Raw genomic sequence first — 16,924 nt, forward strand, 5'->3', positions numbered from 1 at the left:
CTGCTTTTTAACTATTGCAATTGCACACAGGAAAATGTGATTTCCAACCCAAAATCTTCAAATTTGAGAACTTCATAACACCTTTACCATAAACGTTTTTCGTAAGCGTATAGAACTGTAAATTTTGTTGTATGTACAACACTGGGTATTTATCATCCTAATTAATTTGTTCTGGATATACATCCATTAGTCATTATTAAGTCATTCTAGAAGCTTTTAATAAGGAATCTTGAAGGCTTGTCGGTAGATAAGAGAGAAAAATTCATGAGACGTAAAACCACGCTATCTCTGCTGATTGCGTCGAGCCTTTTTGTGGTTGGATGTCAACCTAGCGAAGAAGGATCGAGCCAAGGTGGGGGGCCTGCGCCCGCAACCGAAGTCGAAGTGTTAACAGTGCAGCCAACGCGCCAAGCATTGACAGTAGAGTTGCCGGGTCGTAGCAGAGCATTCAAAGAAGCAGAAGTTCGTCCGCAAGTCACTGGCATTATTTCGGAGCGAAATTTTGTTGAAGGTGGCCTTGTTGAACGAGGGCAGTCGCTATATCAAATTGATGATTCATCATTTCAGGCGGATTTGCTGAGCGCTGAAGCGGAATTAATCCGTGCGCAAGCTGCGGCAGAGTCGACCTATGCCACGGTGAAGCGTTACAGAACCTTGATCACCAAAAAATCCATCAGCCAACAAGACTTGGATGAAGCAGAAGCGGCATACAAAGAAGCGAAAGCGCAGGTCTTAGTCGCAAAAGCCAAGATCAACACAGCAAAAATCAACTTAGATTATACGCAAGTCAAAGCTCCGATTAGCGGGGTGATCGGTAAATCGAGTGTGACAGCGGGTGCGTTGGTTACGGCTAATCAAGCTGCCAAATTAGCGACCATTCAGCAGCTTGACCCTATCAATGTTGATATTGTGCAATCATCCGCGCAACTGCTGCGTTTGAAAGCATCACTCTCCCAAGGCCATATGCAAGAAGATGACTCTGCGCAAGTTACATTGATGCTTGAAGATGGCAGCACTTACGAACACAAAGGCACAATGAAATTTACTGAGGTTAATGTGAACGAAAGTACGGGCAGCGTGACGCTTCGTGCCGAATTCCCAAACCCTGACGGTTTGTTGCTACCTGGAATGTTTGTTCGTGCGACGGTCATTACTGGTGTCGACCCTGATGCGATTCTAATACCACAAAATACGGTATCTCGTGATGCGACAGGTAAAGCGACAGTGATGACGGTTAATGGCGAGAACAAAGTGGAAGCGAAACCAGTGAAGACTGCCGAAGCGATCAATAGCCAATGGCGCATTATTGATGGTTTGAACGCGGGTGATAAAGTCATTACCGCCGGTTTACAAAAGGTAGGGCCAGGCAGTTCGGTAACTATCCAAAACGGTGAACAGGAGTAATCATGGCACGATTTTTTATCGATCGTCCGGTATTTGCTTGGGTTCTCGCGATTCTAACGATGTTGGCGGGGGTAATGTCATTATTCAATTTACCCGTCTCGCAATACCCAACGATTTCACCGACGACGATCACCATCAGTGCTCGCTATCCAGGTGCATCAGCAAAAACCGTTGAAGACTCGGTAACGCAAGTTATCGAGCAAAACATGACGGGATTAGATTACCTTCGCTACCTATCATCGAGCAGTGATGCATTTGGTAATGCGACAATTACCCTGACGTTTGATAGCGAAGCTGACCCTGATATCGCGCAAGTACAGGTGCAGAACAAACTGCAATTGGCATTGACTTCATTACCGATGGAGGTACAAAACCAAGGTATTGTCGTAAATAAATCCAATACGGCATTTCTCATGGTTGTCGCAGTTTATTCTGAAGATCCAGACTTTACAGAAAACGATATCGGCGACTTTGTTGTAACGAATATTCAAGACCCGATAAGTCGTGTAACTGGCGTAGGACAAGTGCAGGCGTTTGGTGCGCAGTATGCGATGCGAGTTTGGCTGGATCCATTTAAGCTTACGCAGTTCAACTTGACCGCAATCGATGTAGCGAACGCGATCAGTGAACAGAACGCGCAAGTTTCTTCAGGTCAACTTGGTGCAGCACCTGCGCAGGAAGGCCAGTTGTTGAATGCAACGATTTCGTCTGCAAGTCGTTTGAGCAGTGTGGAAGAGTTCCAAGACATCATTCTTAAGTCTGACGCCAGTGGTTCGAATGTTTATTTGAAAGATGTAGCTCGTGTTGAACGTGGTGCAGAAAGTTACGATATTCGAGGCCAATATAATGGCTTCCCAGCATCGGGGTTAGGTATTTCATTAGGTACTGGCGCAAACGCGCTTGAGACAGCCAATGCGGTAAAAGAGCGTTTAGAACAACTGAGTGCAACGTTCCCAGAAGGGCTGCAGATTGCTTACCCATTTGAAACAACGCCATTCGTCAAAGCCTCGATTCAAGAAGTGGTTAAAACGCTGTTAGAAGCCATTCTTCTTGTGTTCTTAATCATGTACCTGTTCTTGCAGAACTTCCGTGCGACGATCATTCCAACGATCGCTGTGCCTGTCGTATTGCTAGGAACCTTCGCTATTTTGTATGCGACTGGATTTAGTGTAAACACGTTAACCATGTTCGCGATGGTTCTGGCTATCGGTTTGCTGGTGGATGATGCCATCGTTGTGGTAGAAAACGTCGAGCGTGTGATGCATGAAGATGGTTTAGAGCCCAAAGAAGCGACCAAAAAATCGATGGGACAGATTACTGGTGCCCTGATTGGTGTGGGGTTGACGCTTTCAGCGGTATTCGTCCCTATGGCGTTTATGTCTGGTTCTACCGGGGTTATTTACCGTCAGTTTTCAATAACTATTGTGGCGGCTATGACGCTTTCCGTTTTGGTTGCGATAATTCTGACTCCAGCATTGTGTGCTACGTTGCTGAAAAAAGGCGATGCTGAGCTTCTAGAGAAGAAAGGCTTCTTTGGCTGGTTTAACCGCAAGTTTGATGCGATGACAGCAGGCTATGAAACCGGCGTTGCCAAACTTCTAAAACGCACAGGTCGCATGTTGGTTGTATTTTTGGCAATGAGTGCAGGTGCTGGCTGGTTATTTATGAACCTTCCAACGTCATTTTTGCCAGATGAAGACCAAGGCACAGTATTCTCAATGGCTATTTTGCCGCCTAACTCAACACAAGAACAGACGGAAAAAACACTTGAGAAAATGCGTGACTTTTACCTAGTAGACGAAAAAGACAATGTAAAGTCCGTCTTCTCCGTTGCTGGATTTAGTTTCGCAGGCCAAGGCCAAAACATGGGGATGGCATTTATCGGTCTGAAAGATTGGTCTGAGCGTGAAGCGCCTGGCGCTGATGCGGCTTCCATTACGGGCCGAGCGATGGGGTACTTCTCTACCATTAAAGAAGCTTTGGTGTTTGCGTTCGCCCCTCCAGCGATTCAAGAGCTAGGTAACTCGACAGGTTTCGATTTCTATCTCCAAGACTCGTTGAATAAAGGGCACGATGCATTAGTTGCGGCTCAAGGGCAACTTCTGGGCATGGCAGCACAAAACCCGAAACTTGTCGGTGTTCGTCCAAACGGTCAGGCAGATGCGCCAATGTACAAAGTGAACATTGACCACGTCAAACTTCGTGCTTTGGATGTCAGTATCAATGACGTAAACCAAATCCTGTCAGCTGCATGGGGCGGGGCTTACATTAACGATTATATTGATCGCGGTCGTGTGAAGAAAGTGATGGTGCAAAGTGATGCGGAATACCGCATGCAGCCAAAAGACTTCGATTCATGGTACGTACGCAACGCTAAGGGAGAGATGGTGCCTTTCTCTGCTTTTGCGAGTGGCGAGTGGACATATGGTTCTCCTCTTTTGCAGCGCTTTGATGGTTTGCCAGCAATGAATATTCAAGGCGGTGCAGCTCCTGGTGTAAGTACTGGTGAAGCCATGGAAGAAATTGAAGCAATGGTAGAAAAGCTACCAGAAGGTTTCACGGTGAACTGGAATGGTATTTCGTATGAAGAGCGCCTTTCCGGAAACCAAGCGCCGATGCTATATGCGCTATCTATCCTTGTCGTATTCTTAGTTCTTGCCGCTTTGTATGAAAGTTGGTCAGTACCTTTCGCCGTGGTGTTAGTTGTTCCTCTTGGTGTGCTTGGTGCTGTGCTTGCGGTAATGACGCGCAGTATGGATAACGATGTGTTCTTCCAGGTGAGCTTATTAACTACGGTCGGCTTGGCAACCAAAAACGCCATTCTGATTGTTGAGTTTGCAAAGGACTACTATGAGAAAGGCGCTGGGCTTATCGAAGCAACCCTGCATGCTGTTCGCGTTCGTCTGCGCCCAATTATCATGACATCGCTTGCTTTTGGTTTGGGTGTGGTACCACTTGCTATCAGTTCAGGTGTGGGATCGGCAGGTCAAAACGCAGTAGGTACCGGCGTACTTGGTGGCATGATCAGTGCCACGATATTGGGTATATTCTTCGTCCCAATCTTCTTTGTAGTGGTTGAGCGATTGTTTGATCGACGTGCGAGAAAAGAGTCGGAGGCAGAGTTGTCTGAGACCAGCACTAAACCCACTCAGCAAAGCGAGTAGGACTTGGTTGTTTTAACTGAGTTATACTAGTGATAATAAACACGATTAAAGGGCGCTTCGGCGCTCTTTATTTTATGTTTTCACTTGGTGGTTACCGTTTATGACGCGAGCCTGAAAGACGGCGTGTTGTGTGCAGTATCAGCACAGCCTTTTCGGCCGAATGAAAGCCTAAAGAAGAAAAACGACGATGAAAGATCAGAAAATTTCCCCAATTTCCGTTTTGGATCAAAGCCCTATGTTTGTCTGCGGTGTGATGCAGCGCATGTACCGCAATCGTGCCCAAGCTGAGCTCTCTCGGCAAAATTTGATGACACTAGAAATGGCAAGTGCACTGGCCGCTTTAGAAGAATTTCAACCTATGAGCCAGCAAGCGTTGGCTGATGCGGTTCGAACTGAGCGAAGTGTAGCAAAGCGGATGGTGGACAATCTGGAAAAGAGAGGGTTTGTTCAAGTGTCTAAAAGTAAATCGAATCAGCGCCTTAAAATGCTAAGCATGACAAAAGAGGGGGCAAATGCTTTAAAGCAAGTTCATCAAATCATGACGAATTTACAGAAAGAGTTTTTTTCTTGTTTGTCGGAATCTGAAGCGAGTGAATTTTTTCGTCTGGTAAGAAAGCTCACTTTTGCGAATCACGACCAGTAACTGACATCAATGCCGTTTAGCGTCTTTATTTTATCGCAGACCAATTATATTAAGTTGTAGAACTTAAGAAATAGGATGCCCAACGTACAGGTCACGGTAGAAAGCACCGTAGTGAGTGCGATGATATTTGCAGCTAACGTGGCATTGCCTCCCATGGAACGCGCCATGACATAGCTGGCAGCAGCGACTGGAGAGGCGTTCATAAAGAAAAGAATACCTAGCTCAATTCCTCGAAATCCTACTAAGTACGCTCCCATGGTGATGATGACTGGCGCTACGATGAGCTTGTAACTGCTCGCAAACCAAGATGGACCTTTCTCTTTTCTCATCAAGCTAAAGTCAAGTGAGCCACCCGTACACAACAGCGCCAAAGGCAATGTCATTTTGGACAAGTAGTCTCCTGCATCAATAACCACATTCGGTACTGGAATAGCGAGTAAATAAAAAGCCATTCCTAGAACAATGGAGATTATGAGCGGATTCCTAGTCAGTGTTCGGCCCATCATCTTTGCTGCTTGCGAGGCAGACGTTGCCCCCTTGGGCGATAAGCAAATTACCGCTTGGACGTTATAAATAAATGTGGTGACCGCGACATAGAGCGCTGCTAGCGCCACACCTTGAGAACCATACGCATTGGCAACGTAAGCGATACCAATAATACCTGTATTTGCTCGGAACCCACCTTGGATGAGAACGCCTTGGTCAGGCGACGCTTTGAACAGAAGTTTGACGGAAAGGTAGGTGAAAATGAAAAACGAAATACTAGCGATGACGCCGAAATTGACGAATCCACTTGCCGCGGAAAAGTCGTGTTCTGAAGCCACAATGCTGACAAATAACATTGCAGGCAAGGTAACTTGAAACACCAGTTTAGAGCCTACTTCGATAAAATTATCGTTGATTAGACCAAAGCGCTTAAAAAGAACGCCAAGTACCAACATCAAACAGATAGGTCCGGTTATCGACAAAGAGAATTGCAACTGATGTAAAACAGCTTCCATGTAAGTATCCGCAGTAAAAGAAAAAAGTGTTCCTGCTGCCTATTAAGCCACAAACCCGGAGGGTAGGACAGTAACGTGATGAAATTTTCTTCTGTTGTAGGTTCCGGAGTCATTTACACTCCAAGTTATGGACGAGGTCCCAATTTAACAAAGCGGTACTGGTCCTACGTGCGATATGTTGGTTAACTCGTTGTCGTGATGCATCCACATGCGTATTAGATGTGAGGGCTGGTCATCGTAGTTATGGATAGGAGTTCATCAATGAAAAGGAAACACAACAAAACTGTACTGTGTGCGTTTGTCTCTGGTTCGGTATTTGGTGCGGTTTTGGTCATTGCGATGTCTTTACCAATGTAATCCTCTTAATTGGCTGTTGGAACACTCACACTAATTCAGTACAAAACAGATTGAGTTCTGCGGTGTGTGCTGTTAGTTTAAAAAACATGAAAATACACGTTCGCCCTTCATTAACAACCTTCTCTTGGTGGCGCTCTAAATAGAGCGGCGCGGAATACTTACATTCTTAAGCTGCTGGATGGTAGCTAAGAGTGTTTGATCTTTTTATCTCCAGTAGCGATCTATTAAATACTTGGAGACAAATATGAATAGCCATAAAAATACATCTCAGCGTGAAATTATACTTACCGGAGATCGAGCAACAGGTCCATTACACCTCGGGCACTATATTGGTTCATTGCAACAACGAGTCAAATTGCAAACGGAGCACGAGCAAACGATCTTGGTTGCGGACATGCAAGGGCTGACGGATAACGCGCATAACCCATCAAAGGTATCCTCTAATATTCTCAATGTCGTTGCAGATTATTTGGCTGTTGGTATCAACCCCGCTCAAACTACGATCACGTTGCAGTCTCAAATTCCAGCGTTAGCCGAGTTGACAATGTATTACAGTAATCTTGTTTCTATCGCACGATTAGAGCGAAACCCCACGGTTAAAAATGAGATTCAAAGTAAAGGCTTTGAACGCTCTATTCCCGCAGGCTTTTTAACGTATCCAATTTCTCAAGCTGCTGATATTACGGGGTTTCATGCGACGCTAGTACCAGTGGGTGATGACCAACTGCCGATGTTAGAGCAAACTAATGAAATCGTGAGAAAAATAAACCATCTGGGTGGAAAAGAGGTTCTTAGAGAATGCCGTCCATTACTTAGCGATGCACCTCGTTTGCCGAGTACTGACGGTAAAAATAAGATGTCTAAAAGCATGGGGAACGCAATCAACTTAGGCGCCTCCGAAAAGGAGATTTCCGCGGCAGTGAAATCTATGTATACCGATCCCAATCATCTGAAAATTGAGGACCCTGGCCAAGTCGAAGGGAATATTGTATTCATCTACCTCGATGCTTTTCATCCTGATAAAAATTATGTCGAACAGCTAAAAGACCATTATCGACGAGGTGGATTAGGTGATGGTTTGACCAAGAAAGTGTTAGAAGAATGCTTACAAGAAATGCTTCGCCCTATTCGAGAAAAGCGCGCTATGTATTTGAATGATAAAGCGCAGCTGATTGATATTTTAAAACAAGGTAGTGAGCGTTCTCGCGAGAAAACCGAAAAAGTGCTATTTGATGTGAAAGATGTATTTGGTTTAAATTTGTTCTGAATTAAAAGTAGAGAGTTGAACATAAGGCACGACGGCTGGTTAGCAACGTGCCTTTTTAAGTTCCCAGTCAGTCAAAGCGCATTATTAAGAAGAAAAAAATTCACGACGAAAATCCGCGACTTCTTGTTGGTAATAGCTTTGCCATTCCGGTTCTGACAAATTTGAATGGCTTGTGGCTCTCTCTTTTCTGAGCCTGGACTCAAGTTGTTGCAATGCTTGTTGGTAACCTCTGACTTGCTCTTTTTGCTCAGCAATTTGTTGCTCACGAGCGTGAATGTTTTTAGTTTCTTCTTTCGTTAAGTAAGTTCGTTCTAGCTCTGCGATGATCGCCAAGCGATCTGGTAGGCTCATACTATTAGGAATCAGGGTGACCGCACGCTCATATTTTTCCTGGTCGCTTGTTAGCCCGATAGCACCTGCATGTTCTTGCCAGTCAATGGTGAGTTGCTCGAAAGCTCGCAAAAAGTTATCTGGGCTTTGAGTGTCCAGCTTTTGGGCTTCTAAGTTGAAATCGTACAGCGCGAACTCATCCGCAAAAACAACATCAGCCAATTCCCCCCAGATGCTTCTTGCTTCGTTCTTCAGCTGTGCAACACGCGACGCCAGTGATTGTTGCTCATCAAATAACAAATTTCCTACACTCTCTTGCCATTGGCTGCTGAGCTGAGGGTAGTTCGCCAAAAGCTGGAATCGAGCTGAAGATAAATGCGCCTCAAACAAGGCGACCTGCTCTTCACAACTACGGTTCAACATACACTCTTGCCAAAACGTCTCAAGTTCGGCGACAAGTTTCCTGCCTTTGAGTTGAGTTAATCGCTCAGTCGTTATTTGAACTGTGGAAGGGAGCTTAGCGGTTTGTGGTGAAGTATCTGTATCGGGCACGATGCTGCTTGTTTGTGGTGATGTACTGGAGACATTCTGATTTTTTGTCTTAGGGGAAGGAGAGGAAGCGAGCTCTTCTTTTTGAACATCGTGACTGAAAGTTAAAAATATCATGCCCGCCATAATGGCGGACATGATTATCAAAGCGATTTTCTTCATGGCTTGATTGTTGCGCTTACTGGGAAATGGTCAGAAAGGTTGTAGTGTTTCCATAAACTCTCTGCGGTTGTGCGCGGTACGTCTACACGGTTGTCATTGAATGATTTCACCCCGTATTCACTACTCACCATAACATAGTCAAGGTATTCCACGTTTTCGCCACCTGATAACGCTTCACCTGCGAAGTTATTGATACGGGGATCAAAGGTTGACTCCGTGTAACCAGAGTACTGAGGCTCTATGGCGCTTAAGTTAGCGATCATTTGTTGGTAGTCACCAGGGAACTTTCTTTTGTTGACGTTAAAGTCGCCGCTGTATACCACAGTTTCGCTTGAAGGAATGTTAAGAGATTGGGCGAGTGCGCGGATTTGTTTGAACTGGCGCTGACGATACTCACGGGCGGTGTCTGTATCGAAAGATGCGGTATGGGTAGCAAACACATGGTAAGCCTGACCACCTTTAATTATTTCCGCATAATTTACGCCTTTATCGGCAAAGCAGTCTGTACCAGAGCAATCGGGAAAGACATACTGCGCTTCATTCACGATAGGGTAGCGACTAACTATGATTACGCCACCATCATGAATATTAACGCCTTCTTTATCTAACATCTTTGTTTGGTAAGGATATTCCTTGGCTAACTCACGTAAGAATGCTTCACGACCGCTGGCAAACACCTCTTGCAGCGCCAAAACATCGTAACCTTTTACATGTTGAGGAATCAGTTCGTAACGATCTCCAATGTGCGATGCAATAGCCGTCAACGCCCAGATGTTATAAGTCATCAACTTAAGGTTTTGTTCTTCGTTGTCGACAGACTCCGCTACCTTGCTTGGCGTGATGGTGTAGTAAAGATCATCATATCGAGCGGTACTGTCTGACTTAAATGCCAGTTCGGTTTCTCTCGCACCAAAAGCGTTAGTGTTGGCACGATGAATGTTACGATCATCTTTGAGAGATAACTCGACATCGGCTGCGGACAAGCCGTATTCAATGGTCGAATTGTACCAATGGCCTTCCATTATTTGATTGAGTGTTATGCTTTCACCTTCGGGGCTAGAAACCACAGTTTCAAAACGGTAAGTTTGATTTGATTTCACGCCCTCCCAGCGGTTGAAGCTTAATACAGATTTAGTTTCCCACGGACCAAGTACCTGCACATGTTGTTGCCATTCTTCCCCGTATTGAAGCAAATCACTACCTTCATGTTTTACTTGAATAGTTAACGGTTGATCAGAGTTATTCGTTAGGTAAACGTCGGTATCTGCAATGCTGGGTAACGCTATCAAGCTACTTAATAAAAGGCTCCACTGCGAAAATTTCATCTTATTTTTCCATCATTTGAACTAGAGCAATCATTCTTGTTTATAAATGTTACTTGCACGTTAAATATGGATGACACCTAAGCCAGTGCTGAAAATTGTTATCAGAATGTGATCTTTATTCAATGGTGAGGGTGGAGGTATTGAGTGTGTGGCCGTTGAAGCGGTGGAAAATAATACCAACAGTCAACGAATTGCATTCACTGCAATCAAGCTGTCATCTTTGCTCTATAAGTTGTGCGGCGTCATTCATCTAGCCATATGGCTAGAACTCAAATTGATAGATGGAGCACCATGGCTAGAGCAGTAAATCCAACCGATGAAACCATCATTAAATTGTTACAAGAGCAAGGTCTGATTAGAAGTGAAGCAGAAGCGCGTTTAAAGAAAGAGGTGTACCGCTTGCAGCCTAATGAGATAGCAAAAGTAAAAAATTATGCCCAGCATTTTGGGATAAACGCGAAAGAAAAGCTCATCGATGAGATCTTGGATCTGCGCCGAGAAGCGCTCATGAAAAGATGTAGACACAATACGGAGCATACGAGCCTATCTCTAAAATAGCATGTGATAAAACTATCAATTACTGGTCAAGATTTGATCTCTCAAGCCGATGTATATAAGAGCGTTCAATGATATCGAGCGCAAAAACAGTGTGTTTTAGAGGTTAAGCTTTCACTTAAGTGAGAGGTTTGGAAAGGCTGCGGGGAGAAAGTGCATGCGTATTAAAGACTTAAGTGTCGTAAAGAAAATATCGGTTAGTTATTTAACCGTTTTTGCCGTGTTTGGTTTAGTGTCAGTAATGTTGGTGCAAGGTTTGTTAACACTGAATAAAGACATCTCAGTGCTAACAGATAAAAGTTTACCTTCTGTTGCGATTTTGAAAGGTATCCAAGTTGATATTACTAAAGTGCGTAAAGATGAGTTCTCTTTATTGCCAAACGCAAATCACCCCAAAATTGGTGAGTGGTTAAAAGGCCTCGACCAATGGCGTTCTGATGTGCAGGCTGGTATTGCAGAATACGAAAAGCTCGACCTTAATAAGCGTGAAACGCAGTCCTTTAGCGTTTTTAAAGAAACTTGGAATCAATACATCAAAGAAACGAAGACTTACAACGTATTGCTAAGCCAAGGCGATGCTGAAAGTGCAAATGATGTAATTTTATCAAGTTTCGATACCTACTCAAAAGCGTTGAGCAGCTTGGATGATACCCTCGCGTTGAACGATGAGTTGGTGAATTTGATTGGCGAAGAAGTACAAAGTGAAGCGGCATTTACACAATACAGCGCTGCTGTTGGTGCGCTTGTCGTCGCATTGGTCATGGTAATGTCTGCCATGTTGCTTTCTCGAGTCATCTGCGGGCCTGTTGATCGAGCACTGGAATTCGCTTCCAAAATCGCCAAAGGTCAATTGAATAATCAAATCGACGAAAGCGAATTGAGCAAAGACGAGTTAGGAACGCTGCTCAAAGAGCTTGTCGGTATGCAAACAAACTTACATTCGTTGGTTTCTGAGATTAATGGCTCAACGATTCAGCTAACGGCAGCAGTAGAGGAAGTGAGTGCTATTTCTTCTCAGACCGCTTCTGGTATGCAAAATCAACAAATTGAACTTAGCTCGGTGGCTTCTGCGATGACAGAAATGCAAGCTGCTGTAAGTGAAGTGGCACAAAATACCGAAGTTGGCGCAACCTCTGCTTATTCGGCTGCGGAAGTGGCAAAGCAAGGAACGGCGACGTTACAACAAACTATCGCAGTAATTGAGCGTGTATCACATACGATCCAAGAATCAGATGAACTGGCACGTGAGCTTGAATCAAGCTCAAACAATATCAATGTGGTCGTCGATGTGATCCGCGGGATTGCGGAGCAAACAAACTTGTTAGCACTGAACGCCGCAATTGAAGCCGCTCGGGCAGGTGAACAAGGACGTGGGTTTGCTGTTGTGGCAGATGAGGTTCGTTCTCTGGCGCAACGCACTCAAGACTCCACTTCACAAATTGTGGAAATTGTTAATCAACTACAAGAGAGCAGCAGTAAAATAGGGCATTCAAGCCGTGATTGTCAGGAGGGTATTTCTCAGTGTGTTGAGCAAGTTAATGATGCTGATAGCCAGATAAAAGAAATTGAACATTCTGTCGATAACATAGCGCAAATGAGCACACAAATCGCAACGGCGTGCAGTGAGCAGAATTCTGTATCCGAAGAGCTGAATCGCAGTGTGGAGCATATTAATAGTGCTTCAACAGAGATGGCTGAGGGAGCTTCACAAACGGCTGTGGCTTGTCAGCAGATTAGTAGCCTAGCGCACAACTTGAAAACTCGAATGGGTTCATTCCAGCTCTAGCTGTTGTGTTTCAGCTTTATTCCTAACCTCATTGCTACAATAAATAAGCCGGACGAAATGTCCGGCTTATTTATTCTCTGTCTATATAAGTTCAGAGTATGCTCAACCTTGGGAGAATATGCTCGCTAGGCTGGAATACCACTGTGAAACTTAAAATCTGTATCTGGCGTAGAAATTAAATCTGCCTCGATACGTCCAAAGTAGGCGATGCGCTCGCTGATATCTTTGCCTGCGATTTGCTCCGCTAATACAAGATAATCCTGGTAATGGCGTGCTTCTGAACGTAATAAAGAAATGTAGAACTTTGCGATATCGTCATCCATATGTGGTGCTAGTTTGGCAAAACGCTCACAAGATCGGGCTTCGATGTACGCACCAATGATGAGTTTATCGATCAGCGTTTCCGGCTCATGAGTCTTCATATGCGAAATCAGTCCTTTAGCATAGCGACTTGCTGGAATATTTTTATACTCAATTCCACGACTTTCCATGATCTCTAAAACTTGATAAAAGTGGTGTAACTCCTCTTTTATCAAAAGCACCATCTTATCGATCAAATCTTGGCTGTATGGTGAGTCGGACTTAGCCATGATTGACTTAGAAATATTGCTCTTGCCTTTTAAAGTTTCCAATGAGCCTACGTTACGGTAAGCAAAATCTTCGTAGGGCTTAAACCAGTCAAGTAGAGCATGTGAACTGGATTGGTCAACGGCATACTTACGAATTAAAAACATGGCAGATTGGCCAGCTTTTAGTTCGCACAGTAGGTGGTCTAACAAAATGGTTTGAAGGTTCTCTGGTTTCTTTGCTTCCTCTACCCATTCATCAGGTGTACTGCATCGCAGAAATTGGTTAATGGGAGCAAGAAGATCTTGATAGGCGTCTAGATTCATCATTTTAGTTTTAGTACTTCACATTTTTATTGGGCATATCCGTTGTCTTGCGGATAGAAAAAAGGCTGCAATTGCAGCCTTTTTTGACCTGAAGTGAATGTTACCACTTTTTCTTCTCGCCGAAGAGAGCTTCCATGTCATTGTCACGCTCTTTGTCAGCAATCTGCTGCATTTCGGCATCGCTTTTATCTTGGCGCTTTTTATCTAAGTCACCTAACATCTCTTCAAGCTTTTGTTTCGCTTGAATAGAATAAGGATCGCTCTTAGTGCTCAAAGCATCGATACCTTTACGCAGCAGTTGAAGCGCGGTGCCTGGTTGGCCACGAGAGATAGAGTCGTTTGCTCTTTTGATGACATTTTCAATGTTGATGCGAATTTGCATCGTTTCCAAGCGCGCATTTTCGGTTACGTAAGTCTGGGTATCCAATCGGCCTTTGTTGTGCTCGTTACGGATAGTGTCGCGAAGTCGTTTAACCAGCTTAAGCATGACGATAGCTTGTTTGTCACTACTCGGCATCTTGAAAGTGGTACTCTCGCCAGTAGGGCCATTCTCTTTTAGCTGCGTAATCTGCTGCTTCATATTTTCGATACGTTGAGCAAGTTGCTTGTTCTTCGGGTCCAGCTCATGCATGCTCTCTAGCGCGTCAAGAATACGATTGTTTAGACACAGCAACAGCTCTTTACTAAAAGGGATATGGTGCGCATGACCAATCAACTCTTCAGTACCATCTATCAAGGCTACATATCGCGCTGATTCCTGCCTTTTTGCGGTTTCAACTTTAACCTTATATTGCAACATAATGTTATAGCCTAGGATTAACACCAGTAGGATGGCTACCAAAGCGATTATTAAACCAATATTCATATCTTTGCGTCTGCTTTACTTTTCTGCGGCTAGCGTTAAAGAATACATGAATCTTATCTTACTCGGCACCTTATTTGTTTGATTATTTTGTCTCTCCCACGTTTTAGTTACTGATAGAAGTCACATCATAGAACTTCGGTCATTTATTGGCTCAACTTTGTGCATATTGTTTCTTGCTTGAAGATTATTAGTATGTGATTGAGGTATAAGTTAGAAATTGCTGTTCATTTCGATTTGAACGCGTTATAACTAATTATTATATCGCTCGCTTGAGTGGCCAATAAACTCTCTCATGAATAAGTAAGGGATTACGATGAAACTGCAGCAGCTGAAGTATATTGTTGAGGTTGTAAACCATAATCTGAATGTATCTGCAACGGCGGAAAGCTTATATACCTCTCAGCCAGGTATCAGTAAACAGGTTCGGTTGCTGGAAGATGAGTTAGGCATTCAGATTTTTGAACGTAGCGGTAAGCACTTAACGCAAGTGACGCCAGCTGGTGAAGAAATTGTACGTATCTCTCAAGAAATTCTCGCTCGTGTAGAAAGTATCAAAGCGGTGGCTGGAGAGCACACCCATCCAGAAATGGGGACGCTGAATATCACCACGACACATACGCAGGCTCGTTATGCACTGCCAGATGTCATCAAAGGTTTTACTTCTCGTTATCCAAAAGTGTCGTTACACATGCACCAAGGTACACCGTCACAAATGTCTGAGGCGATAGCTAAAGGCACAGCGAATTTTGCGATTGCGACAGAAGCGCTTCACTTATATCAAGATGCCATCATGTTGCCTTGTTATCACTGGAATCGTTCAATAGTTGTGCCTAAAGACCACCCACTAGCGAAGAAAGACAAAGTAACGATCAGTGATCTTGCCGCTTACCCATTAGTCACTTACGTGTTCGGTTTTACTGGCCGTTCAGAGCTGGATACAGCATTCAACCGCGAAGGTTTAACCCCGCGAGTGGTGTTCACTGCAACTGATGCAGACGTCATTAAAACTTACGTTCGTATGGGTATTGGTGTGGGTGTGATTGCAAGCATGGCTGTGGATGAAGAGCAGGACGGTGACTTGGTTGCAATAGATGCGAGCCATTTGTTTGGCGCGAGCACCACGAGCATCGGCTTCCGCCGTGGTACATTCTTACGCTCTTACATGTTCGATTTTATGGAGCGTTTTGCACCGCACTTAACGCGTCCAGTGGTTGAGCAGGCGATTTCGTTGAAGTCTAATGCAGAAATCGAAGAGATGTTTAAAGACATCGAGCTTCCGGTCAGATAACACTTCATTGATGTTTCGATTCCCTCTACAATGCGCTCGTTGTAGGGGGAGCTATGAAAACGCAATTTCAGTTTATTAATGACTGCTTAATCGAAAACCAATCTTTGTGGCGATTCGAGCCTTTTAAAAGCAGCATTCACACATCATTACCTTGGCAGGAACAACATCCTCGACTGTGCCAATGGCTAGCGTCTCTTACTCCTTCTCAAATCGAAGAATACAAAGCAGAACCAGAACTCGCGTTAAAAGCACTTAGTCCGTTTTTGTCTGAGCTTGAACAACTCGCAGAACTGACTCATTTAGAGCTTTTGTCGTTAAACGGCTTGGAACTCGCTCGTGGTTTAGATAACGGTATTCCGGGACGTAAGTTGGAGCAAATTAGCTCAATGGGTGAAGCTGCAATTCAACAACACTGTGGCGAAGAATGGCTAGAATGGTGCTCAGGTAAAGGTTACTTGGGGCGAATCCTGACAACGCAAACCGATCAGCCTGTAACCAGCTTTGAATACCAACAAGCACTGTGCGATTCGGGGCAACAAGCAGCCAATGAACATCATTGGAAGATGACGTTTATTCAAGGCGACGCGTTTGATAGCAAAGCGAAAGCCGTGTTTAAGCCAACGCAACACGCAGTAGCACTGCATGCATGCGGTGACCTTCACGTTCGTCTAATGCAGTACGGCAGTGAAAATGGGGTTGCTGCGATGACCATATCACCTTGTTGTTACCACTTGATTCAGTCGGAACAATACCAGCCGATGTCGGAATCGGGCAGGGCTTCTTCTCTCTCATTGTCTAAGCAAGAACTGCGTATCCCATTACAACAAACGGTGACGGGAGGAGAGCGCGTGCGTCGTCATCGTCAGCAGGAAATGATGTTTCGTCTTGGGTTTGATTTGATCACGCGACAAGCTTTGGGAATGGCAGAGTATCAGCCTGTGCCGAGTATCCGTAAGTCGCAATTAAGTGATGGTTTTGAAGCCTTATGTCGCTGGGCAGCGGAGCAAAAAGGCATTGTTCTTCCTCAAGAAATCGATTTCTCTCATTTTGAAAAGTTAAGCGAACAACGCTTCTGGCAAATGGAGAGAATGAGCTTAGTGCAACTTGTTTTTCAACGTCCGTTGGAGATCTGGCTCGCATTAGACAAAGTGCTTTATCTTGAAGAACGTGGTTACCGTGTTAGATTGTCAGAGTTTTGCCCTAAATCGGTCACGCCTAGAAATATTTTAATTTGTGCATATAAGATTTAGTTATTCTTTATAGCCAAACGCTCTATATGAAAAAGCCCACTTATGAGTGGGCTTTTGTAAACAAAACGTGACAAGTTATGTTTTA

General features: G+C 44.4%; 13 protein-coding genes. 8 read left to right on the forward strand and 5 right to left on the reverse strand.

Annotation, left to right across the window (positions count from 1 at the left end; translation table 11 throughout):
- Positions 1–264 precede the first annotated feature (264 nt).
- The 3 genes from R7Q38_RS10825 (at position 265) to R7Q38_RS10835 (ending at position 5,211) form a co-directional block, all read left to right on the forward strand.
- A complete protein-coding gene (locus R7Q38_RS10825) occupies positions 265–1,404 on the forward strand; it encodes an efflux RND transporter periplasmic adaptor subunit (RefSeq protein WP_005388411.1) in 1,140 nt (379 codons plus the stop codon).
- Between the two features lie 2 nt (positions 1,405–1,406).
- Positions 1,407–4,568, forward strand: a complete 3,162-nt coding sequence (locus tag R7Q38_RS10830; protein WP_005378264.1) for an efflux RND transporter permease subunit — start codon at positions 1,407–1,409, stop codon at positions 4,566–4,568.
- Between the two features lie 187 nt (positions 4,569–4,755).
- Positions 4,756–5,211, forward strand: coding sequence for a MarR family winged helix-turn-helix transcriptional regulator (locus tag R7Q38_RS10835; protein WP_017635039.1), 456 nt, complete (start codon positions 4,756–4,758; stop codon positions 5,209–5,211).
- A 44-nt stretch (positions 5,212–5,255) separates the two neighbouring features.
- On the opposite strand, the gene R7Q38_RS10840 is transcribed toward R7Q38_RS10835, so the two are convergent.
- The gene (locus R7Q38_RS10840) at positions 5,256–6,212 is read right to left on the reverse strand and encodes an AEC family transporter (protein ID WP_005388415.1); all 957 of its coding nucleotides are present in this window, start codon (positions 6,210–6,212) and stop codon (positions 5,256–5,258) included.
- Positions 6,213–6,813: 601 nt separating this feature from the next.
- Between R7Q38_RS10840 and trpS the strand changes: the two genes are divergently transcribed.
- Positions 6,814–7,836 carry a tryptophan--tRNA ligase gene (gene trpS, locus R7Q38_RS10845; RefSeq protein WP_025766897.1) on the forward strand — a complete coding sequence of 341 codons (1,023 nt, stop codon included), beginning with the start codon at positions 6,814–6,816 and terminating at the stop codon, positions 7,834–7,836.
- Between the two features lie 84 nt (positions 7,837–7,920).
- Here the strand turns inward: trpS and R7Q38_RS10850 are convergent, their stop codons facing one another.
- The gene (locus tag R7Q38_RS10850; RefSeq protein WP_064368018.1) at positions 7,921–8,877 is read right to left on the reverse strand and encodes a hypothetical protein; all 957 of its coding nucleotides are present in this window, start codon (positions 8,875–8,877) and stop codon (positions 7,921–7,923) included.
- Positions 8,874–10,202: a sphingomyelin phosphodiesterase gene (locus R7Q38_RS10855; protein ID WP_213901065.1), complete on the reverse strand. Its 1,329-nt coding sequence runs from the start codon at positions 10,200–10,202 to the stop codon at positions 8,874–8,876. The genes R7Q38_RS10850 and R7Q38_RS10855 overlap by 4 nt, the downstream gene beginning before the upstream one ends.
- Positions 10,203–10,493: 291 nt before the next feature.
- Here R7Q38_RS10855 and R7Q38_RS10860 point away from each other — a divergent pair, with 291 nt between their 5' ends.
- Together R7Q38_RS10860 and R7Q38_RS10865 are read left to right on the forward strand one after the other, a co-directional pair.
- Positions 10,494–10,760, forward strand: a complete 267-nt coding sequence (locus R7Q38_RS10860) for a hypothetical protein (protein ID WP_005388970.1) — start codon at positions 10,494–10,496, stop codon at positions 10,758–10,760.
- Positions 10,761–10,914: 154 nt separating this feature from the next.
- Positions 10,915–12,543, forward strand: a complete 1,629-nt coding sequence (locus R7Q38_RS10865) for a methyl-accepting chemotaxis protein (protein ID WP_318114215.1) — start codon at positions 10,915–10,917, stop codon at positions 12,541–12,543.
- A gap of 125 nt (positions 12,544–12,668) precedes the next feature.
- On the opposite strand, the gene miaE is transcribed toward R7Q38_RS10865, so the two are convergent.
- Together miaE and R7Q38_RS10875 are read right to left on the reverse strand one after the other, a co-directional pair.
- Positions 12,669–13,439 carry a tRNA isopentenyl-2-thiomethyl-A-37 hydroxylase MiaE gene (miaE, locus tag R7Q38_RS10870; RefSeq protein ID WP_017634952.1) on the reverse strand — a complete coding sequence of 257 codons (771 nt, stop codon included), beginning with the start codon at positions 13,437–13,439 and terminating at the stop codon, positions 12,669–12,671.
- Between the two features lie 97 nt (positions 13,440–13,536).
- Complete coding sequence (locus R7Q38_RS10875; RefSeq protein WP_033905073.1) at positions 13,537–14,301, reverse strand: hypothetical protein; 765 nt, start codon at positions 14,299–14,301, stop codon at positions 13,537–13,539.
- A 313-nt stretch (positions 14,302–14,614) separates the two neighbouring features.
- Between R7Q38_RS10875 and cysB the strand changes: the two genes are divergently transcribed.
- Positions 14,615–15,589: an HTH-type transcriptional regulator CysB gene (gene cysB / locus R7Q38_RS10880; protein WP_005388967.1), complete on the forward strand. Its 975-nt coding sequence runs from the start codon at positions 14,615–14,617 to the stop codon at positions 15,587–15,589.
- A 53-nt stretch (positions 15,590–15,642) separates the two neighbouring features.
- A complete protein-coding gene (locus R7Q38_RS10885; RefSeq protein WP_213970495.1) occupies positions 15,643–16,839 on the forward strand; it encodes a methyltransferase in 1,197 nt (398 codons plus the stop codon).
- Positions 16,840–16,924: the final 85 nt, after the last annotated feature.

The sequence above is a fragment of the Vibrio sp. Vb0598 genome (assembly GCF_033338935.1).
GTDB classification, from domain to species: Bacteria; Pseudomonadota; Gammaproteobacteria; order Enterobacterales; family Vibrionaceae; genus Vibrio; species Vibrio alginolyticus.

What these genes read in the sequence shown, in the direction of transcription:
- R7Q38_RS10825 (WP_005388411.1), top strand. Translation starts at nt 265, where the DNA reads ATGAGACGTAAAACCACGCTATCTCTGCTGATTGCGTCGAGCCTTTTT.
- R7Q38_RS10830 (WP_005378264.1), top strand. Translation starts at nt 1,407, where the DNA reads ATGGCACGATTTTTTATCGATCGTCCGGTATTTGCTTGGGTTCTCGCG.
- R7Q38_RS10835 (WP_017635039.1), top strand. Translation starts at nt 4,756, where the DNA reads ATGAAAGATCAGAAAATTTCCCCAATTTCCGTTTTGGATCAAAGCCCT.
- R7Q38_RS10840 (WP_005388415.1), bottom strand. Translation starts at nt 6,212, where the DNA reads ATGGAAGCTGTTTTACATCAGTTGCAATTCTCTTTGTCGATAACCGGA.
- trpS (WP_025766897.1), top strand. Translation starts at nt 6,814, where the DNA reads ATGAATAGCCATAAAAATACATCTCAGCGTGAAATTATACTTACCGGA.
- R7Q38_RS10850 (WP_064368018.1), bottom strand. Translation starts at nt 8,877, where the DNA reads ATGAAGAAAATCGCTTTGATAATCATGTCCGCCATTATGGCGGGCATG.
- R7Q38_RS10855 (WP_213901065.1), bottom strand. Translation starts at nt 10,202, where the DNA reads ATGAAATTTTCGCAGTGGAGCCTTTTATTAAGTAGCTTGATAGCGTTA.
- R7Q38_RS10860 (WP_005388970.1), top strand. Translation starts at nt 10,494, where the DNA reads ATGGCTAGAGCAGTAAATCCAACCGATGAAACCATCATTAAATTGTTA.
- R7Q38_RS10865 (WP_318114215.1), top strand. Translation starts at nt 10,915, where the DNA reads ATGCGTATTAAAGACTTAAGTGTCGTAAAGAAAATATCGGTTAGTTAT.
- miaE (WP_017634952.1), bottom strand. Translation starts at nt 13,439, where the DNA reads ATGATGAATCTAGACGCCTATCAAGATCTTCTTGCTCCCATTAACCAA.
- R7Q38_RS10875 (WP_033905073.1), bottom strand. Translation starts at nt 14,301, where the DNA reads ATGAATATTGGTTTAATAATCGCTTTGGTAGCCATCCTACTGGTGTTA.
- cysB (WP_005388967.1), top strand. Translation starts at nt 14,615, where the DNA reads ATGAAACTGCAGCAGCTGAAGTATATTGTTGAGGTTGTAAACCATAAT.
- R7Q38_RS10885 (WP_213970495.1), top strand. Translation starts at nt 15,643, where the DNA reads ATGAAAACGCAATTTCAGTTTATTAATGACTGCTTAATCGAAAACCAA.